This window comes from Microbacterium oleivorans (assembly GCF_001691565.1).
Classification (GTDB): Bacteria; Actinomycetota; Actinomycetes; order Actinomycetales; family Microbacteriaceae; genus Microbacterium; species Microbacterium oleivorans_B.
This window is the reverse complement of record NZ_MAYO01000003.1, coordinates 2,235,707-2,259,444: the sequence shown is the minus strand read 5'-3', so window position 1 is coordinate 2,259,444 and position 23,738 is coordinate 2,235,707. Positions and strand designations below refer to the sequence as shown.

Below are 23,738 nucleotides of genomic sequence, written 5' to 3'. Positions count from 1 at the left end.
GTCCCCTCGAATCCCTTGCATCCGCACACACCTCACAGCACAAACGACGGATGCCGCGGTCCCGACCCCGGAGGGAGGGAACCGCGGCATCCGAACCGCGCGCCAGGATTACTTGGCGGCGACCACCTGGAGGGTGATCACAGCGGTGAGGTCGTCACGCAGGCGAACGGTCGCCTCGTGCTCGCCCACGGCCTTGATCGGCGAGGTGATGTGGATCTTGCGCTTGTCGAGGTCACCGAGACCGGCGGCCTTGACGGCGTCGGCCACGTCGGCCGGCTTGACCGAACCGAACAGGCGGCCTTCCGCGCCGGCCTTGACGGTCAGCTTGACCGTGTTCGACTCGAGCGTGTTCTTGAGCGCCACAGCCTCTTCGTGGTCGTGGATCGCGCGGGACTCGCGGGCGGCGCGGATCGACGCCACCTGCTTCTCGCCACCGCGGGTCCAGGCCACAGCGAAGCCCTGGGGGATGAGGTAGTTGCGGGCGTACCCGTTCTTGACCTCGATGACGTCGCCAGCGCTACCGAGCCCGGCGACCTCGTTCGTGAGAATCAGCTTTGCCATGTCGGTACTCCTTACCGGCCAGCGCCGGCGTAGGGCAGGAGCGCCATTTCACGGGCGTTCTTGATCGCCTTGGCGATCAGACGCTGCTCCTGCACCGAGACTCCGGTGATACGACGGGCGCGGATCTTTCCACGCTCCGAAATGAACTTGCGAAGCGTCGCGACGTCCTTGTAGTCGATGACGCCGACGCGGATCGCCTTCGCGGGAGCGGCGTTCTTCGCGCCCTTCCGCGGCTTGCGGCGATCGCCGGTTGCCTTTCCAGCCATGTGTCTTCCTTAAGAGATGTGGATGCCACGGCCCGCGGCATCCGGAATTCGAATCAGAACGGGGTGTCGTCGCCGTAGCTCGTCCCGGGCGCGCTCCAGGCGTCGGGCGCCGAAGACCCGGGCGTCGCCCAGGGCTCGTCTGCCTGAACCTGCGGACGCGACTGCTGCTGACCGCCGCCGAAGCTGCCGCCACCGCCGCCACCATTGCCACCGCTGGACGCGGCGCGGGTGACCTGTGCGGTCGCGTAGCGGAGCGAGGGGCCGATCTCGTCGACCTCCAGCTCGATCGCCGTGCGGTTGTTGCCTTCGCGGTCCTGGTAGGAGCGCTGCTTCAGGCGGCCGGTCGCGACGACCCGCATGCCCTTGGTGAGCGAGCCTGCGACGTGCTCAGCGAACTCGCGCCAGACCGACGCGCGCATGAACAGCGCTTCGCCGTCCTTCCACTCGTTGGCTTGACGGTCGAAGCTGCGCGGCGTCGATGCGATCGTGAAGTTCGCGACGGGCAGGCCGTTCTGCGTGTAGCGCAGCTCGGGGTCTGCCGTGAGGTTTCCCACGACCGTGATGATGGTCTCGCCGGCCATGAGCCTTAAGCCTTCGCAGCCTTGCGGGCGGCCTTGGCCTCAGCGCGCTCCTTCTCGGCGGCGACCTGAGCGATCGCCTCCTCGGCGCGGAGGACCTTGGTACGCATGATCTGCTCGTTCAGCTTGAGCTGACGGTCGAGCTCCTTCGTGGCCTCGCTGGTACCCGTGAAGTTGACGACGGCGTAGATGCCCTCGTTCTTCTTCTGGATCTCGTAGGCGAGACGGCGCTTGCCCCACACGTCGACGTTGTCAATGGTGCCACCGTCTGCGGTGATGACCTTGAGGAAACCGTCGAGCTTGGGAGCGACCTGGCGCTCGTCGATCTCGGGGTCGAGGATGACCATGAGTTCGTACTGGTGGATGTGCGTCACTAACCCACCTCCTTCGGACTAGAACGGATGCCGGGCGTTTCCCGGCATCAGGAGGGTTGATGCACGTGTCCGCTGATTCCGCGCACGAGCGCAGGCGGACAACCACAACAGTCTAGCGGATGCCCGGCCCTGCCGCGGAATCGGGCGGCAGGGCCACCGACGCCGCGATCCGACGTGCCGTCGCGGCCGCCGCCTCGACGAGCTCGGGCGGCCCGACGACCTCGAAGGGGACGTCGAAGCGCAGCGCCCATGCGAGAACGCCCGCCCACGACCACGACCCGACCCGGACGAGGCACGAGCCGTCCGCACGTTCCGCCAGCTCGGCGTCGCCGAGCCACGGCGCGATCCTCCGCGGCGGGAGCGGCAGGACGACCTCTCCCGTCACGGGCCACCGGTCCGCCGTCGTGGATCCCTTGAAGCGAGCGGCGAGATACGTCCGCGCATCGCCCGTCGGGATCTCGCGCGACTCGAAGGGAATACCGCCGCCGTGCCGAGGGCGCAGCCGGTCGAGCCGGAGGATGCGCCAGTCCGAGGCATCCCGGTCCCAGGCGACGACGTACCAGCGGCCGTCCTGCGCGACGACGGCGTGCGGCTCGATGTGCCGGGTGGGACGATCCGCGTCGTCGCCGTACTCGACGCGCAGCGTCCGCCGCTCCCTCGCGGCGACGCTCACTCCCTCGAGCGCCCCGACCTCGACCTGCTCTGCCGTCGGTCCCGCCGCGAACCGGATTCCGTCGATGCGGTGACGCAGGTGCGAGGGCATGACCTGCCGCATCGTGGCGAGGGCCCGGGCAGCGGCATCCGCGATGTCGACACCGGATGCCGACTGCAGCGCGACGGCGATCGCCACCGCCTGCTCCTCGTCGAAGAGAAGGGGTGGGAGCTCATCGCCGGGAGCGAGCCGGTATCCGCCGTACGGACCCCTCGCGGCGCTGATCGCGTATCCGAGCTCGCGCAGCCGGTCGACGTCGCGGCGCACGGTTCGGACCGTCACGCCCAGACGGTCCGCCAGTTCCTGCCCGCCCCAGTCGCGGCGGGACTGCAGGACGGACAGCAGGTCCAGCATCCGGTGCGACGGCGACGACATGCCTCCATCCTGACGCAGAAGCGGACAGAAACGGTCCTCTATGCGGCGAAGAGTGGTTATCGGCAGTAAGCCTCCGACCGAAGGACGACCATGACCCTCTCCACCACCACCCACCTCAACTTCCGCGGCGACGCCCAGGCAGCGCTCGAGTTCTACGGCCGGGTGTTCGACGGCACCGTCTCGGTGACGACCTACGCCCAGGTCGGCATGCCGGCCGAGGCGCCCGGCGCTGACAAGGTCGTCTTCGGCCTCCTCGTCGCGGCGGACGGCTTCCGCCTCATGGCGTACGACGTCCCCGGACAGCCGCGCGGTCCCGAAGCCGTCGCGGGATCCACGCACCGCGAGAACGGCGCCACCATCACCGACCGCGCATTCTTCGTCTCGCTGCAGGGCGACACCCTCGACGAGGTCGCCGCCCGCTGGGCGCTCCTCGCCGACGGTGCCACCGTCATCGAGCCACTGGCCGCCTCCCCTTGGAGCGCGGGCTTCGGCATGCTCACCGACCGCTTCGGCGTGACCTGGGTCGTCGACGTGCGGGCGCAGCACGCGGCCTGACACACGGCGGCACCCGGCGCCACCCCGCGAGGAGGATCTCCCGCGGGGTGGCGTCTTCGGTACGGTGGCCGCATGGTGAGCACCCCCGCCTTCGACGCCCGCCCCCTCACCGACCCCGTCGACGGCGCCACGGCGCGGGCCTACCGGAAGCAGCTGCTCGCGTCGGGCCGCGCTCCCAAGACCGCGGGCTGGGCAGCGGGATGCCTCGTCGTCGGGGTCGTGGGCGTCTTCGGTCTCATCGTCGTCAACCTCATCTTCCGCCTCGTCTTCGCCCCGTTCTTCGAGGGCTCCCCGCCGAATGCCGCCGGCTCGATCGGGATCATCCTCGTCGTCGCTCTCATCGCGGTCGGGGTGACCGCCCTCATCGTGAGGGCCTATCGCAACGGCGGGGTGCGCTGGTACCGCCTCGACCACTTCGCCCGGGCGAACGGGATGACCTGGTTCCCCCAGGCATCCGATCCTCCTCTTCCGGGGATGATCTTCTCCCTCGGCAGTTCTCGGACGGCGACGGACATCCTCCGCGGCGAGCAGCCTCGCGTGGTCGAGTTCGGCAACTACCGCTACACGACGGGATCAGGCAAGAACCGGACCACGCACCGATGGGGCTACGTCGCGATCCGGCTCGGCGCACCGCTGCCCCACATCGTGCTGGATGCCGAGGGCAACAACACCTTCCTCGGAACGAACCTGCCGCAGACCTTCGACCGGCATCAGCGGCTGAGCCTCGAAGGCGATTTCGACAGGTATTTCTCGCTCTACTGCCCCCAGGGCTACGAGCGGGATGCGCTCTACCTGTTCACGCCCGACATCATGGCCCGCTTCATCGACAATGCGGCCCAGCTCGACGTCGAGATCGTCGACGACTGGCTGTTCCTCTACGGAAAACGCGACTTCTCGACCCTCGACCCGCGGACGTGGGGATGGCTGTTCTCCGTCGTCGGCGCGCTCATGGACAAGCTCGCCCAGTGGGAGCGGTGGCGCGACGATCGACTCGCGATGCCCGCCGCCGGGGCCCCGGCATCCGCTCCGCTCGCAGCCGCCGCAGGCGCTCTGCCGTTCGCGCCGCCGGTCGAGGCGTTGCGCCCGCCGCCCGGTGTCGCCCCGGGCGGCCGCCGGTTGAAGACGGCCGTTCCGTGGGCGACGATCCTCATCGGCGGGGCGATCGCGGTCGGATGGATCGCGTTGCAGAGCGGCGTGCTGGACGCGATCTTCAGTCGATGACGGTGGCGAGGACCGACCGACGCGGGCGGACGATCGGGTCCTGATACCGCGCCGGGGTGACCGTGATGTCGCTGCCGTCATCGGACCAGGACTCCGCGCCGCGTCTGCCGAGGACCTTCCGGGCAGTGAGGATCCCCCAGACCAGCGGAGCCCCGACGGCGAGCGCGACCGCCCCGAGGAGCGAACGTTCCTCGAAACCGAGCACGGCCTTGCGCTGCCACGCTTCGTGCAGCGCACCACCGCGAGCGGTCGGTACGAAGCGGGGCGCCAGCACGCCTCGTCTGCGCGTGTCGACGAGGCGTTCGACGTCGGACCACCACGTGGACTCGCTCGGGTCGTGGAAATAGTTGTCGGCGAGCCACCCCGGGTGAGGATGCCGGAACCGCCGTGCGATGACGTCCTCGGCGCTCCCCTGCACCCCGCTCCCGCTGAAGACGGTGTTGAGATAGGTCTTCGAGACGCCGAACGTGGTGAGCGCGATGACGGGAACGCCCATCGCCATCGCTTCGATGGCGGCGGTGGAGCTGACCGTCACGAGCCCCTCGGCTGTTTCCAGCGCCCGCGACATCGGCTCGTGCGAGAACACGAGGTTGTCGGGTCGGTCGCGGAGCAGGTCGGTGAGTTCGGTGCGCTCGAAGTGCGTCTCGACCTCGCCGAGTTCGGGTCGCGAACGGAGCTTGAGGACGACGCGCCGGGTCGGGTCGGCGAGCGCCGCGGCCCGCAACAGTTCGGCGAGCTGCCGACGCTCCTCCGGCTCGCGCGGCACGATCGCCTGCGCAGCGAAGACGAGGTCCGTTCCACCGGTCGCCTCCGCCGCCGGTCGGGCGAACGGAAGGGTCGCGAGACCGAAGCGCATCGTGACTCCGAGCCGGCCGGCGAGCTGCCGGAAGGCACGCAGCTCGCGCTTGGAGTGCAGGACCATCAGATCGCAGTGACGCCGGTAGAGCGCGGCCCCGCGCTGCGCGGGGATCGACATGCCGGGCAGACCCGAGACGACGACCGGCCGCGGAGCGACCCGATCGATCTGCCGCATCACGAGGCGGACGAACGGTCCGCGTCCTGCGATGACGACGACGTCGGGCCGATCCGTGGCGAGCCAACCGGGGAGCTCGTTGTAGGCGACGCGGGTGACCGCTTCGGGACGGATGCCGGTGCCCGCCAGAGCCGCGTGCTCCTGCGCGACGCTCACCACGAGCGGCGTCTGCACGAGAACGAGATGGGGGTCCACCGACGGCGCGGAGTCGATGAGAGCCGCCGACCACTTCACGAAGGAATCGGCATCGGCGATCGCGACGACGCGCAGTCGCCCGTGACGGTCACCCTGCATCGTCATGCCGGGACGCGGCGCAGCTTCGCCATCGGGGCGAGTTCGCCGTCGTAGATGCGCTTCACACCATCGCCGAGGGCCGTCTCGATGACGCGGATGTCGCGGACGAGGTGCTCGAGCCCCGTGGGCTCGAGGGACGCAGCGTGGTCGGATCCCCACATCGTGCGGTCGAGGGTGATGTGCCGCTCGACGGCGACGGCGCCGAGGGCGACGGCGGCGAGCGAGATCTGCAGACCGCGCTCGTGCCCCGAGTACCCGACGGGGATGCCGGCGTACCGGTCGCGCAGCGACGCAATCATCTTGATGTTCGCCTCTTCGGGCTCCATCGGATAGGTCGATGTGGCGTGCATCAGAACCGTGCGGTCCGTGCCGAGCACCTCGAGCGCGCGATCGATCTGATCGATGGTCGACATCCCCGTGGAGAGGATGACCGGCTTCCCGGTGGCGCGCAGGGCCTCGAGGAGCTCGAGGTCGGTGAGGCTCGCCGAAGCGACCTTGTGGGCGACGACGCCCAGGTCCTCGAGGAAGTCGACGCTCGGAACGTCCCACGGCGAAGCGAACCAGTCGAGCCCCCGCATCGTGGCGTGGTCGCCGATCTCGATGTACTGGTCGCGGTCGAACTCGACGCGGTACCGGTACTCGAGGTAGGTCATGGTCCCCCACGGCGTCTCGCGCGGGGTGTCGCGCATGTGCACCGGAGTGGCGATCTCCGGGGTGCGCTTCTGGAACTTCACCGCGTTCGCGCCGGCGTCCGCGGCGACGTCGATCAGCCGCTTGGCGAGGTCGACATCGCCGTTGTGGTTGAGGCCGATCTCGGCGATGACGTACACCGGGTGTCCGCCGCCGAGTACATGGTTTCCGATGGTCACCGTCATGGCGAGTCCTTTCGTCGTTACTCCCCTCAGCGTGAGTTCCGACTGTGAATGACGGATGAACCCCGAATGGCCCGGACCGGACGACTGGCTGACGGGTGTGTGCGGTCAGCGGGCCGCGAGGATGCGGTCGGCGAGTTCGCGCACGGCACCGTCACCGCCGCGGCGGGTCAGGACGACGCGCGCGGCCGCCAGGACCTCCGCGTGCGCATCGGCGACCGCGATGGGCCAGCCGACGAGGGCCATCGCCGGGAGGTCGTTCACGTCGTTGCCGAGATACGCGATGTCGGCGAGGTCGACACCGCTCTCGAGAGCCCATTCTCGGAGGACGGACGCCTTGTCCTCGACGCCGTGCACGACGTCGACCCGCAGCTTCTCGGCGCGAGCGCGGACGACGGCGTTCTGCTCGGTCGAGAGGATCAGCATCGGCACTCCGGCTCGACGAAGGAGCGCGACGCCCATCCCGTCGGAGCGACTCACCCGCACGTGCTCCGTGCCGGCGGCATCCACCCACGCGCTGTCGTCGGTGTGGACGCCGTCGAAGTCCGTCACGACCACCGTCGCGGTCACGGGCTCGGCGGGAGCGACGAGGCGCGCCAGCGCCTGGGCGACCCGCAGCTGGTCGGGGTCGTCGATTTCGATCGACGACCCCGCAGGGACCTCGACGATCTCGGTGCGACCGAAGAAGCGGTGTCCCGCCTTGCGGAACCCCTCCGTCGTGAAGACGTAGAACGCCCCCGTCTCGACGTAGTGCGGCTCACGGTCCTGCCGCCGGGGGCGACGCGCCGCGTCATGGCCGATCGCGGCCGCAGCACCGTCGGCATCCCGTCGCCAGACGAACTCGTAACTCTCGCGCGCGGAGAACGCGCAGTCCGCCCGGCCGTCGCGGACGAGCGCGACGGCATCGGCGAGGACGTCGCTGGGGATGAAGGGACTCGTCGCCTGCAGGAAGACGGTCACGCGAGGGGTGATGCCGTCGGCGCCCAGCGCGTCGAGCGCGTGCAGGACCGCGCTCTCGGACGTCGCGGTGTCACCGGAGATCTGCGCCGGTCGGTCGACGACCCGGGCACCGGCACCGCGAGCGGCCGATGCGATCGCCTCGTCGTCGGTCGACACGACGACGAGGTCGATGACCCCCGAATCCCGCGCGGCCCGCACCGCCCGGGCGACGAGGGGGATGCCGCCGACACGGGCGACGTTCTTCCCCGGCACGCCCTTGGACCCGCCGCGCGCGGGGATGATGGCCACTGTCTCGACGGCGTCGGTCACGGTCATCCTCCTCGCAGGGCTTTCCACGCGCGTTTCCCGCGGCGCTGCGCACCGCGGATCGCCAACTGCATCTCGACGACGCGGGATGCCCCGCCGCGAGGCGCGAGCGCACGAGCGAGCAGTCCGGGGGGCGTACCGCCCCGAAGGCCCAGCGCGCCCAAGCGGGTCCGAGCGAAGTAGCGCTCGCGTTCCGCGGCGGGCGCTTCGGCCAGGAACTCCTCGGCTCGATCGCGCAGCGGCGCCGCGATGACCGGCTGCATGGCGTAGCCGACGGCGTCGACGAGCAACTGCATCCCGCTCGCGTCGTAGGGGGAATCGGGCCGCGTCAGGGCGTCGATGATCGTGACCGGGATGCGGTTGCCGTTCTCGAAGGGAGTGAGCCGCTGGAGCAGCAGCTCCGTCCCGACGGCTGCGATCGGCAGCCCGGCCAGCGTGTGCAGGGTCGGCAGAGCCGTCGAGAACCCCGCCACCGCACCGACGAACGGCAGGCGGAGCGCGAGCACTTCGGCGGGAGTACCGCCGCGGAACACCGTCAGAGGGATGCCGCGGCTCGCCGCATGCGCCGCCAGGTCGTCGATGAGCGCGGGGGTGGCCGAAGGATGCGGCTTGAAGACGATCGCACCCGGCGACCAGGCGAGCGCTCGGTCGACCATGTCGCGCTGCATCTGTGCCTCCTCGGCGGGCGAGATGAGCCCGAGCGCCGACAGATACTGGCCCAGCACGAGCGCAGGACGGGGCACCTCGGTCAACGCGTCGACATCCGGATCGACCGTGGCCGCGGAAACCTCCTCGACCACGGAACGCAGTGCCGACGCGGCGACGGGCACGCGCGGCGTCCCGGCGAACAGCAGCGGCTCGACGCCGGGGACCGCGTCGGCGTAGACAACGCCCACGACTCGGCCGGCGACCGAATGCGGCCACTTGTCACGAATCGGCGAGTAGGTCATGAGACCGTCGCCGATGATCGACACCGGCGCCCCTTCGAAGACGTCGATGAACACGCGCGAGGGAGCGACCTGCGGGCTCTGCAGGTAAAGCTCGACCTCACCCTCGCCGATCTCCCACGCCTGACGCAGTAGCCTCCCCAGGACCGCGGCCTCCGCGACGGTCGTGCGCCAGTGCGGCGGACGCTCGGGGGCGAGAAGCTCGTTGAGGTCGACGACGCGGTCGAATCGCGCGCGCAACGTCGCCAGGTGAGGGGCGTCCCCGATTCCGTGGCCGGCTTCGGGGACGATCGCGGCGTTCACCGCGACGAGGATGCGGCCGGACGCGGAGGCCGGGATGGCACCGGCATCCATCGCCGCCACGGCCGTCATGAGACCGTACGCCGAATTGAGGACGAAGATCTGGGTCATGCGGTGCGCACCTCGCGCACGAGGCGCGCAAGGATGCGGCGGCGACGGTCGGAGAGGCGCAGCAGCGCCGGGTCGATCTGGTCCCCGGGGATCGCCCGAAGAAGATCCCGGATGCCGTGGCGCAGCGCCGTGCGGTCCGCTGTCGACATCGCCCGAGCACGGAAGAGGTGATACGCGCAGACGGACATCGTGGTGGTCGCGATCTTCGGGAGGAAGCGGTCGGCCTCGCGATCCTGTTCGACCACGCGGATGGCCTCCGCGAAGGCGGGGAGGAAGTCGAGCTGGCGGCGGTCGAGCACCTGCGTGAGGGAGGTCGTCACGCCGCGCCGGTAGAGGATCGCCGGCGCATCGACGACCGCGAACGAGGCCGCCTTCAGGTGCAGGCGCCAGATCCACGGCCGGTCTTCCGCGGTGAACAGTCCCGGCTCGAAGTGCGCCAGCCCCTGGTCGATCACTCGGCGATGGAACATACCCGCCCAGGCATAGGGGTAGTCGACCATGGTCGTCTCGTCCGCGGGGAGGATCGCGTCCCGAGGATCGGCGACGCGCCCGCGCCAGGCGAAGGGAGCTTTCATGAGGCGCCGGCGGCCGTCCGTGTCGGTGACGTGATCGGTTCGGACGAAGTCGCAATCCAGGCGACGCATCGAGTCGACGAGGCTCTCGAGCCGCTCCGGGTGCATCCAGTCGTCGCCGTCGACGAAACAGAAGTAGTCGGTGTCCACTCGCTCGAGACCTTGGTTCCGGGCTGCGGCGAGTCCGACGGGCTGCGGGTTGGAGATCACCTCGACGTGGGGCATGTCTCGGGCGAAATGCTGCACCTGCACGCGGGTGTCGTCCGTCGAGCCGTCGTCGATGACGACCAGCCTCACCCGTCCCGGATCCTCGAACTGGCGCCCGAGGGTCGTCACAGTCGTGCCGATGTACGGCCCGGCGTCTTTGGCCGGCAGGATGACGGTCACGATCGGAGAGGACACGCCGCGATCCAAACAAGCGGGCGTGTCCGGCAGGTGGCGGCAGGGTGAACGGTTCCCGACGATCGCCGCCCCGGCTACCACACGCGTCGCTCCCGGTCCACTGGCTGGGCGGTTCGTGAGACTCGGCTATCGTGGTCGATCGTCGGGGGGCGCTTCATCCTGGTGCGTGTCCCCGCTCTTCGCACACCAAGGAGACCTCACATGTCGCGCAAGACCACCCTGTCGACGGGCTTCGCCGTCGCCACGATCGCCCTCTTCGCACTGACCGGCTGCGGTTCGTCCGAGTCGGGGACCACCACCAACCCCGCGCCGGTCAGCTCACCCGCCGCCGAGTCCCCCGCGGCTGAGTCGCCCGCGGCCGAGGCGCCCGCCGGAGACCAGAGCAAGACCGACGCCTGCCAGATCCTTCAGACCGAGCTCAGCGACCTCAACACCGAGGTCAACGGCGCGAGCGGCGAGCTCTCGTCCGCGGTCCAGTCGGGCGACACCTCGGCTGCACGCGACATGTTCACGAAGATCGGCACCCGCATCGACGAGATCTCGGGCAAGATCACGAACACCGAGGTCTCCGCGGCCTACGCGTCGTACTCGTCGGCGTGGGACGACTTCGAGAAGACGTTCGTCAAGATCAGCGACGCGGTCGACGCGAAGGACAACACCGCCCTCCAGGCGGCAGCCAACGAGCTGACCGACGGCATCACGGGCTTCACCGACGCCGCCAAGGAGATCAGCGAAGCCTGCAACTGATCCCCATCGCACACAGCCGGAACGCCCCTCGTCCGTCGGACGGGGGGCGTTCTCGCGTGCGCGCACGACGGAGGAGGTTCAGCGTCGGGTGAGGTTGCCGTCCGCCCACTCCCCGAGCTGGGTCAGGATCGGCACGAGTCGGCACCCGGCCTCGGTCAGCGCGTAGGTGACGGCGACCGGCGGTCCCGGCTCGACACGACGGGCGACGAGGCCCGCGTCCGAGAGCTCGGAGAGGCGATCCGACAGGACGGCGTCGCTGATGCCCGCAACCGCGCGACGGAGCCCCGAGAACGAGAGCTCTCCCGCGCCGAGGACATCGAGGATCATCCCGTTCCAGCGCTTGCCCAGCACCGAGAACGCATGCGAGACCGCGGCGTCGCACTGGCGCGCGTCGTGGGTCTCTGCCATGCCCCCATCGTACGTGTGCTAGCGTTCGCGAAGCCGCTTTGTTTTCCATAGTGACTCTGATCGGAGAAGCGAATGACCCTGTTCCGCCTGGATGCCAGCATCCTGCCCGCCACATCATCCAGCCGTGAGCTCGGCGACCTCGTCGAGGCCGAATGGCTCGCCGCCCACCCCTCGAGCACCGTCGTACGGCGCGACGTCGCCGCAGATCCCGTCCCCGCCACCGCCTGGCGGGACTCGGTCACGTCGGGGTTCACCCCTGCGGAGGCGCAGACCGACGGCCACCGTGAGGCGGTCGCGCTCCGCACGCAGCTGGCGGACGAACTGATCGGCGCCGATGCCCTGCTGTTCACCGTTCCCCTGTACAACTACGGCGTCTCGCAGCACGTGAAGACCTGGTTCGACCTCGCCTACACGGACCCGCGCATCGATCCGACCGGTACGGCGCTGCGCGGCAAGGCAGCAACGCTCGTGACGGTGCTCGGCGGCAACTACGAGCCCGGCAGTCCGAAGGAGGGGTGGGATCATTCGACGGGATGGCTCCGGCGCGTGTTCGAGGATGTCTGGGGTCTCGACCTCACGGTCGTCCACCGCCCGTTCACGCTCGTCGGCGTCAATCCGGCTCTGGACGCGTTCACGGACGCGGCCGCAGAGCTGAAGGCTGGAGCAGAACGGGCGGCGGTCGACGCCGGTCGCACCCTCGCGGCATCCCGCGCTGCGTGAACACTCCTGATGGCGCGGTTCCGCCCGCATCCGGCCAGGACCGCGCCATCATGGGGGAATGGCATCAGCGAAGAGCGTCACCGGCACCGTCGTCGATCGGCTCGCGCGGTGGGGCACGGCATCCGTCCTCGTCGGCGGCGCTCTCGCACTCCCGAGACGTACACGCGCCTTCGGCGTGCAGACACTCATGTGGGGGGCGATCGACGTCGCCCTCGCGCTGTTCACCCGTCAACGGAGTGAGATCCCGAAGAAGCCGATGCTGCGCCGCATCCTCCTCGCCAACGCCGCCCTCGACGTGGGCTACATGGCGACGGGTGCCCACCTCGCGGTGCGGACGCCGACCTTCGGGGGCCGCCTGAGCGTCGCCGAGGCCCGCGGACACGGCCTCGCCGTCATCATCCAGGGAGCTGCACTCTTCGTCATCGACCTGGCGGCCGCGAGGCGCCTACGGCCCTGACGCTCCGCGCTCAGCCACGCGCGATGGTGACCGCGTCGTCCCACACCGCTCCGATCGCGCGCAGATCCCGATCGAGTACGTCCACCACGCGGACGTGGTGCCCCTGAGGGCTTTGCACGCGAAGGAGGAATCCGATCTCCCCGGTTGCATCGGCGGCCACGGCGGACAGGGATGCGACGGTGCCGTCCTCGGAGACGACACGGCGCTGCGCATCGGCCCGCGCGAATCGCGCCGTCTCGGAGGCATAGCGCCCTGGTGCCGACACCTCCTCGACGGAGAGGTCGGCGACGACGCCGGAGGCGATGTCACCGAAACCATGCCACAGGCGGGCTCTCGTAGCCGCCGAGACGGGCAGGCGTTCGATCGCGGCGCGGAGGTTCGCGACGGCCGCGCCGACGTCGGCGTCGCCCGACGGCGTCGCCCCGCTCGCCCGGAGGATCTCCGCCGCCATCTCGGAGGACACCTCCGGCGAGACCGCGAAGGGGATCGGGAGCCATCCGGGTGGGAGTTCGCTCACACGTACCGCCAGCGGAAGGTCGACACGATGGCGTCGGTGAGGACTGTGAAGGCGTCGAGCGCAGGCCCCGACTCCTCGACTCCGATATGGGCCACCGACGCCATCAGGAGAACCCCTCGCGTCGGTCGATCACCCGGGAAGGGCATGACATAGGCGATCTCGCGTGCCCGCAAGCCCTCCATCCCTTCCGGCCCCGACCGCTCGTTCTCCCACCGGAAGACCGTCCCGAGCTCGGGGAGATCGATCTTCGACACGGGACGTTCCGACCCCGCCCGCCCGCGCAGGTCGGTCTCGAAGTCCCCCTGTCCGACCCAGGGTGACGCGGCGATGCTGATCGGCGTGGCCCCTTCGCGCGCGGGTTCGACCGGCAGGAAGATCTCCATCACATTGGTCGCAGCGAGCGTCTGCCACTGCCGGCGCACCATGGATCGCGTCTCCGCGTCGAGGTCGGGGCGGCCGACTGCCTTGAAGCGCGAGGTCAGGAGGGCGGTCAACTGATCGCGGCCCTCCGGCGTCGCCGGGAAGCGACCCCAATCGGGGGGCGTCAACATCGTGTATCCGGCAGGTGCCGGCGAAGAACCGAGCTCGGCGCGCAGATTCACCGGGCGTCACCGCTCTCGCCCCGAGCGGCGGCGCGAAGCGCACGCCCTCGTTCACGACGCCGACGCGCCTCCCTGCTCGACTGCGCGGAGACGACGATCCCCCACAGCAGGACGACGAGCGCCAGCGGCGACAGAACCCAATGCCATCCGATGAGATAGCCGTCGGACCCCGGGGTGCGGATGACTCCTGTCGGGTCCTCATCCAGCGCAGCGATCGCCCACGGGAAGATCCCGAAGACGAGTACCGAGACGAGGCTGACGTACGGCGCGTCGGGGCCGGCGTCACGGCGGGCTGCGACGAGGTACGACACGGCGGCGACCATTCCCACCGCGCCCGTGGCGATCGTCAGCCATGCCGGCACGCTGAGCACGCGCTCGTCGATCACCGATCCCCACAGCGAGTGAACCTGGTCGGTGGGCCACACTCGTCCACCGTTGAGAGCGAGACGCGCGACGAGCGGGACGAGGAACTGGGCGGCGGCGAACATCGCACAGAGCGTGAAGACGAGGCGCAGGCTTCCCGCCCGGCGCGGGAGCCGTGAACGGTTGCGACTGACCGGCGACAGGTCGGTGAAACCTGCGTCGCGCCGCTCGCCCGTCACCGGCGTCCCACCGGCGTGTAGAACGGTGTGCTCGTGAAGACTCCCGCGCCCGTACCGGCGATCCAGTTGCCGAGGCTCGCCCACCCGCGCGCGCCGATGCGGGGAACGGCCTCGACCACCATGTCCCCCCACGCCGCAGCGATCGTGCCGCTCCGCGCGGGAGTGGAGGCCCACTGCGTGAGGCTGCCGCCCCACTTGTTCAGAATCGACCAGCTCTGCCCTCGCATGAGGGTGGAGAACGGATTGACGCTCAGTCCGGAGGGAAGCCGCGGCATCGAGAATCCCCGCGCCCCGCGTGTGAACACGGGCAGGTCCTGGGCGATGTTGGAGGCGCTGAGGATGCGGCTTCCGGGAGCGGCGGCGGCGTTGACTCCGCGCGCCAGGATGCCGCCGGCGCCGGCGGTCACCAATCCGAACGCACTCCAGAGCAGGTCGGACAGCGTCGCCTTCCCGTTCGCATAGAGATAGGCCGTACCGGCGAGGTGAACCGCCGAGAGTGCGATCGTCGTCGCCAGCAGGATGGTCGACCACGGGCTCGAGACCACGAAGAGCGCCACGACGGCGAGCACCACGATGGCATAGCCGATGATGCGCAGAGCGTCGGCGATCCAGTCCCACTTGCCGTCGTCGTTGTCGGCGGCATCCATCGCCTGCGCGACGCCGTCCGCTGCTTTCTCGTACGCCTCCTCCCACAGCGCGAAGGCCGTATCGAAGGGCTGCCACGCAGCCCGGAGTTCTTCCTCGGCGTCGTCGAGCCGGTCGGCAGGCGTCGGACCGTCATCGGCCTCGGCGTCCGTATCGAGCGGAGAGGCGGGTGCGAGACTCTCGTTGAACGCGGTGCGGTACGCCTGCATCGCCGCGTCGATCGCGGCGTGATGGATGTCGTACGCGTGTCGCGCCTCGGCGAGTGCGGGGCCGTACGGTTCCAGCGCCGTGCCGGTCTGCTCGTACCGGACGGCGGCCTTCCGGAGATCGCCTTCCAACTTCTCGGCGTCGGACTTCAGGCGGTCGGTTCCGAGACTGATCTGCGAATCGCCGATGTCGCGCAGCGTGTCCGCCGTGGTCGCCATCGCTTCGCCGAGGGAAGTGTAGTCCGCAGCTGTCGCGATGATGACGTCGGGCTGTCCCGCGAACTGCCGGAGTTCGTGACCGTCGGGCGATGAGTAGAGAAGGGACATCAGTTGCCGCCCTCCGACCCCATCTGCTCGAGCTGCGCCGAGGCGTCCTCTTCCCACTGATCCCAGCCGGAGAGGATCGATGACAGACCCTCGCGGACGTTCGCGATCATCTCGGTCAGGTCTTCGCGGTTGCCCGACCAGTTCGACTCGAACCAGCCGACCCTGTCGCGCAGGGAACTCTTGCCGTGAGGGGTGTCGATGGCGGACTCGAGCGAGTCGTTGATCTTCGACGCATCGTTGAAGGCGTTCTCGGCGTTCGTCAACGTATCGCGAGCGTCTCGCAGCCGCTGGCGGTCGAGCAGAACGTCCATCTCGAGCTCCCATCTGTCGAGACCCAACCCTAACGAGAAGCGTCGAGGCGGCCTATGGGGAGCCCTCCCCATAGGCCACCGAGCTCCGCTTGCGGCCGCCGGCCGCGTATGTAAAGGTTGCTTTACGTAAAGGTCACTTGACGCAAGGGGGATTTCGTGGAGCACGCGACGCAGGAACAGGGCCGCACCCGGTGGGGCCGCCTTCGCGGCGGCAGCCGTACCCCCGCGATGGCGATCGCGATCCCGGCCGGCCTCGTGCTGGCCGTGGTGGTCGGCGTCATCGCCGCCGCGATGTGGGATGCCCCCACTCCGCCCTTCGTCGTGGGCATCGGCTTCACGGTCGTCACCCTCCCCGCGCTCGTCGGCCTGGTCTGGGCGTTCCTGGTCGATCGCAACACGCTGCGCGGCGCGATCGACCGGCCCGAGGAGTCCGTCGAAGGCGCCTGGTACGACAAGGCCGCGCAGGGTGCCTTCTCGGACATCCTCCTCATCGTCGGGCTCGGCACGGCGTTCCTCGCCATCACCGGCATCCGGATCGACGTGCTCATCGCCCTCATCGGCGTCCTTCTCGTCGCGATGGGCGGCTTCAGCGTCCGCTACCTCGTCGCGCGGCACCGCGGCTGACCTCGTGCAGAACACGCTCCCCGCACTGCGCCAGGACCGCGGGTGGTCGCAGCAGCGCCTCGCCGACGAACTCGGGGTCTCGCGTCAGACGATCATCTCGATCGAGCGCGGCCGCTTCGATCCGAGTCTGCCGCTCGCGTTCCGCATCGCGCGTCTGTTCGAGACGTCGATCGAGCACGTGTTCGAGCCCGACGACGCCGAATGAGTCAGGCTCGCGCGGCCCACCAGTCGCGCAGGCGCTGCTCCGCCACCTCCGGTCCGATGACACCCTCGTCGAGACGGATGTCGAGCAGGAACCGGTACGCCTCGCCGACCTCTCGGCCAGGACGGATGCCGAGGACCTCCTGGATCCGGTTGCCGTCGAGCGCCGGGCGCATCGCCTCGAGCTGCTCCTGCTCGGCGAGCTGCGCGATCCGCGTCTCGATGTCGTCGTAGGCCGAGCGCAGGCGACCCGCCTTGCGCTTGTTCCGCGTGGTCACGTCTGCCCGCGTGAGGATGTGCAGCCGTTCGAGCTGCTCACCCGCGTCGCGGACGTAGCGTCGGACGGCCGAATCGGTCCAGGCGCCCTCGGCGTACCCGAAGAAGCGCAGGTGCTGCTCGATGAGCTGACACACGGCATCCGTCGTCGCGCCGTCGAACTTGAGGGCCTGCAGGCGCTTGCGTGCCATGCGGGCGCCCTTGACGTCGTGGTGATGGAAGCTCACGGCGCCGCCCGGCTCCAGCTTGCGCGTCGCCGGCTTGCCGATGTCGTGCAGGAGCGCCGCGAGGCGCAGCGTGACGTCAGGCACCTGACCCGGATGCCGCTGCTTCTCGAGGTCGATCGCCTGTGCGAGCACGGTGAGCGAGTGCTCGTAGACGTCCTTGTGGTGGTGGTGCTCGTCGACCTCGAGGCGCAGCGCGGGGACCTCGGGCAGGAACAGTTCCATGAGGCCGGTGTCGACGAGCAGACGGATGCCGCGGTCCGGCGCGTCGGTCGCGAGGAGCTTCGCCAGCTCGCCCTGCACACGCTCGGGGCTCACGATCGACAGGCTCGGTGCCAGGCGGGTCATGGCCTCGAGGGTGGCCGGATGCACGTCCATGCCGAGCTGGCTCGCGAAGCGCGCCGCGCGCAGCATCCGGAGCGGGTCGTCGCCGAAGCTGACGTCGGGGTCGGTCGGAGTGCGGAGCGACTCGCCGACGAGGTCCTCGACGCCGCCGGTCGGGTCGACGAGGGAGGGACCGGGGATCCGCAGCGCCATCGCGTTGACCGTGAAATCACGCCTGACCAGGTCTTGCTCGAGCGTGTCGCCGAACTCGACGGTGGGCTTGCGGGTCGTGCCGTCGTAGCTGTCGGCCCGGTACGTCGTGATCTCGACCTGCTCGCCGCGGACCTTCGCACCGATCGTGCCGAACGCGCGACCGATGTCCCACGTCGCCGTCGAGAGGGGTTTCACGATGCGCAGGATGTCGTCGGGGCGCGCGTTCGTCGTGTAGTCGAGGTCGTTCACCCTGCGGCCGAGCAGCGCGTCGCGGACGGGTCCGCCGACGATCGCGAGCTCGTATCCGGCATCCGCGAACGCACGGGCGAGCGCGGCCGAGACGGGAGCCTCCGCGAGCGCGCCCAGGCGCGCGAGACCGTCGGCCATGTTCAGCATGTCTACGAGCCTACCGACCGGCACCGGGGGCCCCGGTGGGTGCGCGGACGAGGTGCGTCCGCTGTGCGCGGATGCAATAGTCTCCGCGCGACACTCCGAGCTGCGGCATCCGTCAGCGGCGTGTCGGCGCCGATACCTTGCATCGGCGAACACCCCGCGCCCCGGCCGCGGTCAGGCCAGGCGCAGGAACCCGGTGAACGCGAGCTCGCGCACGCGCGGCAGGAGGTCGGCGCGGAGAGCCGCGGCATCCACCTCGAGCAGGTCGGCGATCGCGTCGATGAGGACGCCCAGCGGCAGGTCGCCGTCGGATGCCCCCACGAGCGCCGCGAGTGCCGGGTCCACGTTCAGCACGCGGCCGAATCCGCCGCCCTGGCGGAGTTCGATGACCGACGGCTCCTCCGCGCCCGGGCGGTGGTGCCGGGCCTCGGTGACGTCGGGGTTCACGATCACCGTCGTCTCGGCGAGCGCGTCGTCGTCGAGCAGGCCGAGGCGATCCCAGGCGGCGAGCGCCTCGCCCTGGTGGGTCCCGAGTGCACCACCCACCGGCTGGGTGACCCGCTCGTAGCGGGCGAGGGGCGGCATCCCGATCGGCGTCCGCCGCAGCAGCAGGTATCCGAACCCGACCGAGGTCACGCCGCGCTCCGCGAAGTCGGCGAGCCATGCGTCGATGAGGCGCGCGTAGTCGGGGCTGCCGGGGGTCGTGCCGCCGTCGCGCACCCACAGCTCCGCGTAGGCGAGCGGGTCGAGACGCTCGCGTTCCACGATCCACGCGTCGAGCGGGTGAGCGGATGCCGCGATCCACGCCCGCACGCGCTCGAGACCGTCGGCGTCCTCCCGGTACTCCCAGTTGCCGAGCAATTGCGCCGTGCCGCCGGGGGCGAGGACGCCGCCCACGCCCGACACGAACGCCGCGACGAGGTCGTCGCCCGCGAAACCGGCATCGCGGTACTCGTACTCGGGCACGCCGGCGACGCGCGGGGTGATGACGAACGGCGGGTTCGACACGACACGGTCGAACTCCTCGCCCGCGACCGGTTCGAACAGGCTCCCGTGACGCACCTCGACGCCGTCGACGTCGTTGAGGGCCGCGTTGAGCAGAGTGAACCGCAGGGCCCGCTCAGAGACGTCCGTGGCGACGACGTGCGGCGCGCTCCGCCGGGCGCGGAGGGCCTGGATGCCGCACCCCGTCCCGAGATCCAGGACGCGCTGCGCCGGGGTGTCGAGCTGCAGTCCCGCGAGCGTGAGGGATGCACCGCCGACCCCCAGCACGTGTCCGGTCGGGAGCGCGCCGCCGAGGGCCGCCTCGTCGAGGTCGCTCGCGATCCACCACTGACCGGAACCCCCGGCATCCGCATAGTCCTGCGGCCGCAACAGGGCCGTCGGCGCGACCATGTCGCCATCGACGCGCGCGAGATCCAGCCGCGCGAGGCCCGCCGCCCCGGCGGTGGGCAGGGCGGCGTCGACATCGGCGACGGACGCCGGGTCGCCCAGGAAGAGCAGCCTGCTCAGCACGGCCAGCGCATCGGTGCGCTCCGATAGAGCCCGGCGGGCGGGAGCGAGCAGCCCGCGGCCGATCGCGTCGTCCGCGAGCGGTCCCCACGCCGCCCGGACCGCATCGGCCGTGTAGCCTGCCGCGGCGAGGTCAGCGCGGAGCGCGACGATCGAAGACGGGTCGGGATGCCGGGAGTCGCTCACCCTCCCATTCAACCGGCCCTCGTGCCCAATCAGGGGCTCTGCAGGGCGGTGACCCTAGAATCGCTCCCGATGGTGCGGTCATGGATCGCACAGGAATCGACCTCTTCAATGACCTTCATCTCGCCTGTTCCGGGCCGACGTCCGCCGCGCCGGTCCCGTTGGCTCCGCGCGGCGACGGCTGCGTCCGCCGCCATCGCTCTGAGCGCCCCCGCCCCGGTGGCCTTCGCGGCCGTGGAGGGCCCGGACGACGATCAGTCCCCGAGCGCGGTGCTGGCACCGTCGAACGACGGCATCCTCCCGGCATCCGGATCCCTCACGCTGACCGTCACCGCCGACAATCCGGGCACGGAAGCGCTCACCGAGGGCGAGGCGACCTTCGAGCTGGGCACCCGGCCGCTGACCACCGGCGGCGCCCTCGGCTCGTGGCTCGACAGCGGCACCGCCGCGGTCCCCTTCGAGGCCGTCGGCGAGACCGCTGTACCCGGGGTCGCGGCCGATCAGTCGGCATCCGGATCGGTCTCCGTGAACACCGACGACGAGATCTTCGACGATCTGAAGCCCGGGGTGTACCCGGCGCGCGTCGTCTACCGCGCCGGCGCCGAGAACCTCCGGGCCCGCACCGTCATCGTCGTCCCGCGCACCGGCGAGGCGGCGAAGCAGGTCGGCGTCGTCGTCCCCGTCACGGCCGGCGCGCAGTCGAGCGGGTCGCTCAGTGCCGACGCACTCAAGGAGCTCACCGAGGACGGCGGGGACCTCCGCAACCTGCTCGATGCGGTGGCGGGCACCGATGCGATCCTCGCGATCGACCCGGCGATAACCGCATCGATCCGCGCGCTCGGCTCCGCCGCCCCTGCCGACGCCGTGGCGTGGCTCGACGAGCTCATGTCCCTGCCGAATGACCGCTTCGCCCTGCAGTACGGCGACGCCGACCTCGCGGCCCAGGTCGGCGCGGGTGCGGAGGCCCCGGCTCGGCTCACCTCTTACGCGGCGTACCTCGATGCCGCCAACTTCGCTGCTGCCGGCGCTGCCGCCGGCGACGCGAGTCCCGCACCGTCGCCGACCCCCAGCGCAGCTCCGCTTCCCACGCTCGACGAGCTGTTCGACGTCGGAGCCGATCGTGATGCCGTCTTCTGGCCGGCGACCGGCACGGCCGGCGCCGAGACAGCGTCGACCCTCGGCGCACTCACCGGCACCGAGGACGCACCCGTGACGCTCCTTCCGAGCTCGGTCGTGCGATCGGATGCCGCGGCCCACGCCACGGCCGACGGCGCCGACCTTCTCGTCTACAACCAGGATCTGTCCGCGCTGCTCGCGCAGGCGTCGACGTCTGCCGGCGAGACCGCCCGCGACAGCGCCCTCGCCGAGTACACGGCCCGTGCCGCGCTGAGTGCCCCCGCAGGTCCCCTCCTGGTCACGGTGGACCGCGCCGGCGGCCGGACCGAAGCCGCCCTCCGCGATGCGATCGTCGCGGCGACGGCGCTCCCCGGCTGGACCGGGACCGATCTGAACGGTCTGCTCGCCGAGAAGCCTGCCCCCGTCCGGCTCACCTCCGTCGCACCCGACGAGGACCGGGTGGCGATGATCGACGAGTTCCTCGCCGCTCAGCCCGGCCTGCGGCGCATCTCCGGTGTCCTGGAGGATCCCGCGCTCCTCGCGTCCTCTGAGCGCGCCACGGAACTGCAGCTGCTCGGCAACGCCTGGCTCGACGACCGTGAGGGTTGGGATGCCGCGGTCCAAGCCCAGCGCGAACGCATCGCCAGCTGGACCGACGGGGTCGCCCTGGTCCTGGGCGGTCCGATCACGCTCGCGGGCTCGTCCGCCCCTCTCGTCTTCACGGTCCGCAACGACCTCCCCTGGCCGGCGCGTCTGGATCTGCTCGCCTCGCCCGGTGACGCCCGTCTCGTGATCGAGTCGTCGACCGAGGTGGAGGTCGGCGCTCAGCAGACCAGCCGGGTGGCGATCCCCGTATCGGCGCTCGTCGGCAGTGGCGAGTCATCCGTCGATCTGCAGTTGCGCACTCCGGCGGGTGTCGACATCGGCCCGAGCGAGACCGTGGACGTCTCCGTGCGCGCCGAGTGGGAGTCCGTCTCGATCATCATCCTCGGAGGTCTCGTGAGCGCCCTTCTGGTGTTCGGCGTCGTCCGCACGATCCGACGACGTCGACGGATGCCGGTGGACGCCTGATGGCCAGCCTCGGCCGCGCGAGCGCCACCGTGGCCGCCGGGACCATGGCGTCGCGAATCACCGGGCTGATCCGCAACATCGCGCTCGCTGCGGCGCTTCCCGTCGTCGCCGGCGGCGCCGCGGACGCGTTCGCGGTCGCCAATGCGCTCCCGAACACCGTCTTCAACCTGATCTCGTCGGGCCTGCTCGCCGGCGTGATCGTGCCCCAGATCGTCAAGGCCGTCCGCACCCACGACGACCGGGGGGATGCGTTCGTCTCGAAGCTCCTGACGCTGGGGATGGTCGTCATGACCGTCGTCACCGCCATCGCGGTGGTCGGCGCCCCTGTGCTGATCTTCCTTTACGGCGGCAGGTTCTCACCCGAGCAGCAGGCATTGACCCTCGCGCTGGCCTATTGGTGCATCCCGCAGGTGCTGTTCTACGGCCTGTACGCCCTCGTCGGCGAGATCCTCAACGCTAACCGCGTGTTCGGTCCGTACGCCTGGTCGCCCATCGTCAACAACGTCGTGTCCATCCTCGGGTTCAGTGCGTTCATCTGGATGTTCGGCCCCCACACCGAGGTCACCGGCTGGACGCCCGGCATGGTGGCGGTGCTCGGGGGAACCGCGACGGCTGGGATCGTCCTCCAGGCCGTCATCCTGCTCTTCTTCTGGCGCCGAGCGGGTCTGCGCGTGCGGCCCGACTTCCACTGGCGCGGACTCGGGCTCGGCGACATCGGCCGCCTCGCAGGCTGGACCTTCCTGATGGTCGTCGTCGGCCAGGTGGCGGGCGTCTTCCAGGTCAACATCGTCGGCGCAGCCTCCGGCACCGGCGCCGCGAATGCGAGCCTGCAGTTCGCGTGGCTCCTGTTCATGCTGCCCTTCTCGGTCATCGTCCTGTCCCTGGGTACGCCCTACTACACGCGCCTCAGCGAGCACGTCGCGGAAGGCCGCACCGACGAGGTGACCCGGGACCTCGCCTCGCTGACGCGCACGGTGGGGATCTTCATGGTCGGCGTCCTCGCCGCCATGGTCGCGGCGATCGTCCCGTTGTCGCGGATCTTCGCCGATTCCCCCGACAAGGCAGTCACCTTCGCCGCCGTCCTGGGCGCCTACCTCGTCGCACTGCTGCCGCTGTCGTTCCAGTTCGGGCTCCAGCGCACGTTCTACGCCCTGAAGGACACGCGCACACCGTTCGTGTACACCCTCGTCCAGGCGGTTCTCGTCGTCGCCTCCGCGCTCACCGCCAGCGCGCTCGTGGGCGCCGGGCTGCTCCCGCTCGCTTGGTTGGCGGTCGCGATCGCGCTCGGGCAGTCCGTGGCGAACATCGTGCAGTTCTCGCTCGCCGTGACGCTCCTCCGCCGCAAGATCGGGCCGCTCGGCCTGGGCGGCGCGGCCCGCGCCGTCGCACGATTCATGCTCGCGGCTGTTCCCGCCCTCGCCGCTGGCGTCGGTGCCTTCCTCTGGTCCGGCGGTGTCTCGGGGTGGACCACCACGAACGGCCTTACGGGCTTCCTCGGCGCCGCCCTCATCGGCGGCGTGACCCTGGCCGTGTACGCCGCCGTCTTGGCCGCCTTCCGCACTCCCGAACTCGCGACGGCGGGCCGCGCCCTTCGCCGCTTCCTGCCCGGCCGCTGACCCG

The 23,738-nt window shown here is 70.3% G+C and carries 27 protein-coding genes; 9 read left to right on the top strand and 18 right to left on the bottom strand.

What is annotated here, in order from left to right; translation table 11 throughout:
- Window positions 1-108 precede the first annotated feature (108 nt).
- The 5 genes from rplI to BBA86_RS13635 form a co-directional block, all read right to left on the bottom strand.
- Window positions 109-561 carry a 50S ribosomal protein L9 gene (gene rplI, locus BBA86_RS13655; protein ID WP_065572049.1) on the bottom strand — a complete coding sequence of 151 codons (453 nt, stop codon included), beginning with the start codon at window positions 559-561 and terminating at the stop codon, window positions 109-111.
- A gap of 11 nt (window positions 562-572) precedes the next feature.
- Complete coding sequence (gene rpsR, locus BBA86_RS13650; protein ID WP_005054609.1) at window positions 573-827, bottom strand: 30S ribosomal protein S18; 255 nt, start codon at window positions 825-827, stop codon at window positions 573-575.
- A 53-nt stretch (window positions 828-880) separates the two neighbouring features.
- Window positions 881-1,408, bottom strand: coding sequence for a single-stranded DNA-binding protein (locus tag BBA86_RS13645; protein ID WP_018187767.1), 528 nt, complete (start codon window positions 1,406-1,408; stop codon window positions 881-883).
- A gap of 5 nt (window positions 1,409-1,413) precedes the next feature.
- Window positions 1,414-1,779, bottom strand: coding sequence for a 30S ribosomal protein S6 (gene rpsF, locus BBA86_RS13640; RefSeq protein ID WP_262981988.1), 366 nt, complete (start codon window positions 1,777-1,779; stop codon window positions 1,414-1,416).
- Window positions 1,780-1,891: 112 nt separating this feature from the next.
- Window positions 1,892-2,866 carry a helix-turn-helix transcriptional regulator gene (locus tag BBA86_RS13635; protein WP_065572048.1) on the bottom strand — a complete coding sequence of 325 codons (975 nt, stop codon included), beginning with the start codon at window positions 2,864-2,866 and terminating at the stop codon, window positions 1,892-1,894.
- A gap of 90 nt (window positions 2,867-2,956) precedes the next feature.
- Here BBA86_RS13635 and BBA86_RS13630 point away from each other — a divergent pair, with 90 nt between their 5' ends.
- Complete coding sequence (locus BBA86_RS13630) at window positions 2,957-3,421, top strand: VOC family protein (RefSeq protein ID WP_065572047.1); 465 nt, start codon at window positions 2,957-2,959, stop codon at window positions 3,419-3,421.
- Between the two features lie 75 nt (window positions 3,422-3,496).
- A complete protein-coding gene (locus BBA86_RS13625) occupies window positions 3,497-4,642 on the top strand; it encodes a hypothetical protein (RefSeq protein WP_065572327.1) in 1,146 nt (381 codons plus the stop codon).
- On the opposite strand, the gene BBA86_RS13620 is transcribed toward BBA86_RS13625, so the two are convergent.
- The 5 genes from BBA86_RS13620 to BBA86_RS13600 form a co-directional block, all read right to left on the bottom strand.
- Complete coding sequence (locus BBA86_RS13620) at window positions 4,632-5,975, bottom strand: DUF6716 putative glycosyltransferase (RefSeq protein ID WP_065572046.1); 1,344 nt, start codon at window positions 5,973-5,975, stop codon at window positions 4,632-4,634. The two genes, BBA86_RS13625 and BBA86_RS13620, sit on opposite strands and share 11 nt — an antisense overlap.
- Window positions 5,972-6,844: an N-acetylneuraminate synthase family protein gene (locus BBA86_RS13615; protein WP_065572045.1), complete on the bottom strand. Its 873-nt coding sequence runs from the start codon at window positions 6,842-6,844 to the stop codon at window positions 5,972-5,974. The genes BBA86_RS13620 and BBA86_RS13615 overlap by 4 nt, the downstream gene beginning before the upstream one ends.
- Window positions 6,845-6,949: 105 nt before the next feature.
- On the bottom strand, window positions 6,950-8,116 hold the full coding sequence (locus BBA86_RS13610) for an acylneuraminate cytidylyltransferase (protein ID WP_065572044.1): 1,167 nt from the start codon (window positions 8,114-8,116) through the stop codon (window positions 6,950-6,952).
- Window positions 8,113-9,465, bottom strand: coding sequence for a polysialyltransferase family glycosyltransferase (locus BBA86_RS13605; RefSeq protein ID WP_065572043.1), 1,353 nt, complete (start codon window positions 9,463-9,465; stop codon window positions 8,113-8,115). The genes BBA86_RS13610 and BBA86_RS13605 overlap by 4 nt, the downstream gene beginning before the upstream one ends.
- Complete coding sequence (locus tag BBA86_RS13600; protein ID WP_223247106.1) at window positions 9,462-10,439, bottom strand: glycosyltransferase family 2 protein; 978 nt, start codon at window positions 10,437-10,439, stop codon at window positions 9,462-9,464. Before BBA86_RS13600 ends, BBA86_RS13605 begins: the two co-directional genes overlap by 4 nt.
- Window positions 10,440-10,640: 201 nt before the next feature.
- Between BBA86_RS13600 and BBA86_RS13595 the strand changes: the two genes are divergently transcribed.
- Window positions 10,641-11,186: a hypothetical protein gene (locus BBA86_RS13595; RefSeq protein WP_065572041.1), complete on the top strand. Its 546-nt coding sequence runs from the start codon at window positions 10,641-10,643 to the stop codon at window positions 11,184-11,186.
- A 78-nt stretch (window positions 11,187-11,264) separates the two neighbouring features.
- Here the strand turns inward: BBA86_RS13595 and BBA86_RS13590 are convergent, their stop codons facing one another.
- On the bottom strand, window positions 11,265-11,594 hold the full coding sequence (locus BBA86_RS13590; protein WP_065572040.1) for a winged helix-turn-helix transcriptional regulator: 330 nt from the start codon (window positions 11,592-11,594) through the stop codon (window positions 11,265-11,267).
- A 72-nt stretch (window positions 11,595-11,666) separates the two neighbouring features.
- On the opposite strand from BBA86_RS13590, the gene BBA86_RS13585 reads away from it, so the two are divergent.
- Together BBA86_RS13585 and BBA86_RS13580 are read left to right on the top strand one after the other, a co-directional pair.
- Complete coding sequence (locus BBA86_RS13585) at window positions 11,667-12,314, top strand: FMN-dependent NADH-azoreductase (RefSeq protein ID WP_065572039.1); 648 nt, start codon at window positions 11,667-11,669, stop codon at window positions 12,312-12,314.
- A gap of 58 nt (window positions 12,315-12,372) precedes the next feature.
- Window positions 12,373-12,771 (top strand): DUF6992 family protein, encoded by a 399-nt coding sequence (locus tag BBA86_RS13580; RefSeq protein WP_065572038.1) that lies wholly within the window; start codon window positions 12,373-12,375, stop codon window positions 12,769-12,771.
- Between the two features lie 10 nt (window positions 12,772-12,781).
- Here the strand turns inward: BBA86_RS13580 and BBA86_RS13575 are convergent, their stop codons facing one another.
- The 5 genes from BBA86_RS13575 to BBA86_RS13555 form a co-directional block, all read right to left on the bottom strand.
- Entirely contained in the window at window positions 12,782-13,288 is a 507-nt protein-coding gene (locus BBA86_RS13575) for a hypothetical protein (RefSeq protein WP_065572037.1), read from the bottom strand.
- On the bottom strand, window positions 13,285-13,839 hold the full coding sequence (locus BBA86_RS13570) for a hypothetical protein (RefSeq protein WP_141677886.1): 555 nt from the start codon (window positions 13,837-13,839) through the stop codon (window positions 13,285-13,287). Before BBA86_RS13570 ends, BBA86_RS13575 begins: the two co-directional genes overlap by 4 nt.
- Before the next feature lie 47 nt (window positions 13,840-13,886).
- The gene (locus BBA86_RS13565) at window positions 13,887-14,378 is read right to left on the bottom strand and encodes a hypothetical protein (protein ID WP_141677885.1); all 492 of its coding nucleotides are present in this window, start codon (window positions 14,376-14,378) and stop codon (window positions 13,887-13,889) included.
- 110 nt (window positions 14,379-14,488) lie between these two features.
- Window positions 14,489-15,670 carry a hypothetical protein gene (locus tag BBA86_RS13560; protein WP_065572034.1) on the bottom strand — a complete coding sequence of 394 codons (1,182 nt, stop codon included), beginning with the start codon at window positions 15,668-15,670 and terminating at the stop codon, window positions 14,489-14,491.
- Window positions 15,670-15,981, bottom strand: a complete 312-nt coding sequence (locus BBA86_RS13555; protein WP_065572033.1) for a hypothetical protein — start codon at window positions 15,979-15,981, stop codon at window positions 15,670-15,672. The genes BBA86_RS13560 and BBA86_RS13555 overlap by 1 nt, the downstream gene beginning before the upstream one ends.
- A 156-nt stretch (window positions 15,982-16,137) precedes the next feature.
- Between BBA86_RS13555 and BBA86_RS13550 the strand changes: the two genes are divergently transcribed.
- Together BBA86_RS13550 and BBA86_RS13545 are read left to right on the top strand one after the other, a co-directional pair.
- On the top strand, window positions 16,138-16,605 hold the full coding sequence (locus BBA86_RS13550) for a hypothetical protein (protein WP_065572032.1): 468 nt from the start codon (window positions 16,138-16,140) through the stop codon (window positions 16,603-16,605).
- A 4-nt stretch (window positions 16,606-16,609) separates the two neighbouring features.
- Window positions 16,610-16,810, top strand: coding sequence for a helix-turn-helix transcriptional regulator (locus tag BBA86_RS13545; protein ID WP_065572031.1), 201 nt, complete (start codon window positions 16,610-16,612; stop codon window positions 16,808-16,810).
- Window position 16,811: 1 nt separating this feature from the next.
- Here the strand turns inward: BBA86_RS13545 and BBA86_RS13540 are convergent, their stop codons facing one another.
- Together BBA86_RS13540 and BBA86_RS13535 are read right to left on the bottom strand one after the other, a co-directional pair.
- Window positions 16,812-18,239 (bottom strand): CCA tRNA nucleotidyltransferase, encoded by a 1,428-nt coding sequence (locus tag BBA86_RS13540; protein ID WP_065572030.1) that lies wholly within the window; start codon window positions 18,237-18,239, stop codon window positions 16,812-16,814.
- A gap of 171 nt (window positions 18,240-18,410) precedes the next feature.
- On the bottom strand, window positions 18,411-19,934 hold the full coding sequence (locus tag BBA86_RS13535; RefSeq protein ID WP_065572029.1) for a methyltransferase: 1,524 nt from the start codon (window positions 19,932-19,934) through the stop codon (window positions 18,411-18,413).
- A 69-nt stretch (window positions 19,935-20,003) separates the two neighbouring features.
- On the opposite strand from BBA86_RS13535, the gene BBA86_RS13530 reads away from it, so the two are divergent.
- Both BBA86_RS13530 and murJ read left to right on the top strand, forming a co-directional pair.
- Entirely contained in the window at window positions 20,004-22,118 is a 2,115-nt protein-coding gene (locus BBA86_RS13530; RefSeq protein ID WP_223247105.1) for a DUF6049 family protein, read from the top strand.
- Window positions 22,118-23,734 carry a murein biosynthesis integral membrane protein MurJ gene (gene murJ / locus BBA86_RS13525; RefSeq protein WP_065572028.1) on the top strand — a complete coding sequence of 539 codons (1,617 nt, stop codon included), beginning with the start codon at window positions 22,118-22,120 and terminating at the stop codon, window positions 23,732-23,734. Before BBA86_RS13530 ends, murJ begins: the two co-directional genes overlap by 1 nt.
- Window positions 23,735-23,738: the final 4 nt, after the last annotated feature.

Excerpts from the sequence above, each read along its gene's own strand:
- rplI (WP_065572049.1), bottom strand. The coding sequence starts at position 561 with ATGGCAAAGCTGATTCTCACGAACGAGGTCGCCGGGCTCGGTAGCGCT.
- rpsR (WP_005054609.1), bottom strand. The coding sequence starts at position 827 with ATGGCTGGAAAGGCAACCGGCGATCGCCGCAAGCCGCGGAAGGGCGCG.
- BBA86_RS13645 (WP_018187767.1), bottom strand. The coding sequence starts at position 1,408 with ATGGCCGGCGAGACCATCATCACGGTCGTGGGAAACCTCACGGCAGAC.
- BBA86_RS13635 (WP_065572048.1), bottom strand. The coding sequence starts at position 2,866 with ATGTCGTCGCCGTCGCACCGGATGCTGGACCTGCTGTCCGTCCTGCAG.
- BBA86_RS13630 (WP_065572047.1), top strand. The coding sequence starts at position 2,957 with ATGACCCTCTCCACCACCACCCACCTCAACTTCCGCGGCGACGCCCAG.
- BBA86_RS13620 (WP_065572046.1), bottom strand. The coding sequence starts at position 5,975 with ATGACGATGCAGGGTGACCGTCACGGGCGACTGCGCGTCGTCGCGATC.
- BBA86_RS13615 (WP_065572045.1), bottom strand. The coding sequence starts at position 6,844 with ATGACGGTGACCATCGGAAACCATGTACTCGGCGGCGGACACCCGGTG.
- BBA86_RS13610 (WP_065572044.1), bottom strand. The coding sequence starts at position 8,116 with ATGACCGTGACCGACGCCGTCGAGACAGTGGCCATCATCCCCGCGCGC.
- BBA86_RS13605 (WP_065572043.1), bottom strand. The coding sequence starts at position 9,465 with ATGACCCAGATCTTCGTCCTCAATTCGGCGTACGGTCTCATGACGGCC.
- BBA86_RS13595 (WP_065572041.1), top strand. The coding sequence starts at position 10,641 with ATGTCGCGCAAGACCACCCTGTCGACGGGCTTCGCCGTCGCCACGATC.
- BBA86_RS13590 (WP_065572040.1), bottom strand. The coding sequence starts at position 11,594 with ATGGCAGAGACCCACGACGCGCGCCAGTGCGACGCCGCGGTCTCGCAT.
- BBA86_RS13585 (WP_065572039.1), top strand. The coding sequence starts at position 11,667 with ATGACCCTGTTCCGCCTGGATGCCAGCATCCTGCCCGCCACATCATCC.
- BBA86_RS13580 (WP_065572038.1), top strand. The coding sequence starts at position 12,373 with ATGGCATCAGCGAAGAGCGTCACCGGCACCGTCGTCGATCGGCTCGCG.
- BBA86_RS13570 (WP_141677886.1), bottom strand. The coding sequence starts at position 13,839 with ATGTTGACGCCCCCCGATTGGGGTCGCTTCCCGGCGACGCCGGAGGGC.
- BBA86_RS13565 (WP_141677885.1), bottom strand. The coding sequence starts at position 14,378 with ATGTTCGCCGCCGCCCAGTTCCTCGTCCCGCTCGTCGCGCGTCTCGCT.
- BBA86_RS13560 (WP_065572034.1), bottom strand. The coding sequence starts at position 15,670 with ATGTCCCTTCTCTACTCATCGCCCGACGGTCACGAACTCCGGCAGTTC.
- BBA86_RS13555 (WP_065572033.1), bottom strand. The coding sequence starts at position 15,981 with ATGGACGTTCTGCTCGACCGCCAGCGGCTGCGAGACGCTCGCGATACG.
- BBA86_RS13540 (WP_065572030.1), bottom strand. The coding sequence starts at position 18,239 with ATGCTGAACATGGCCGACGGTCTCGCGCGCCTGGGCGCGCTCGCGGAG.
- BBA86_RS13530 (WP_223247105.1), top strand. The coding sequence starts at position 20,004 with ATGGTGCGGTCATGGATCGCACAGGAATCGACCTCTTCAATGACCTTC.
- murJ (WP_065572028.1), top strand. The coding sequence starts at position 22,118 with ATGGCCAGCCTCGGCCGCGCGAGCGCCACCGTGGCCGCCGGGACCATG.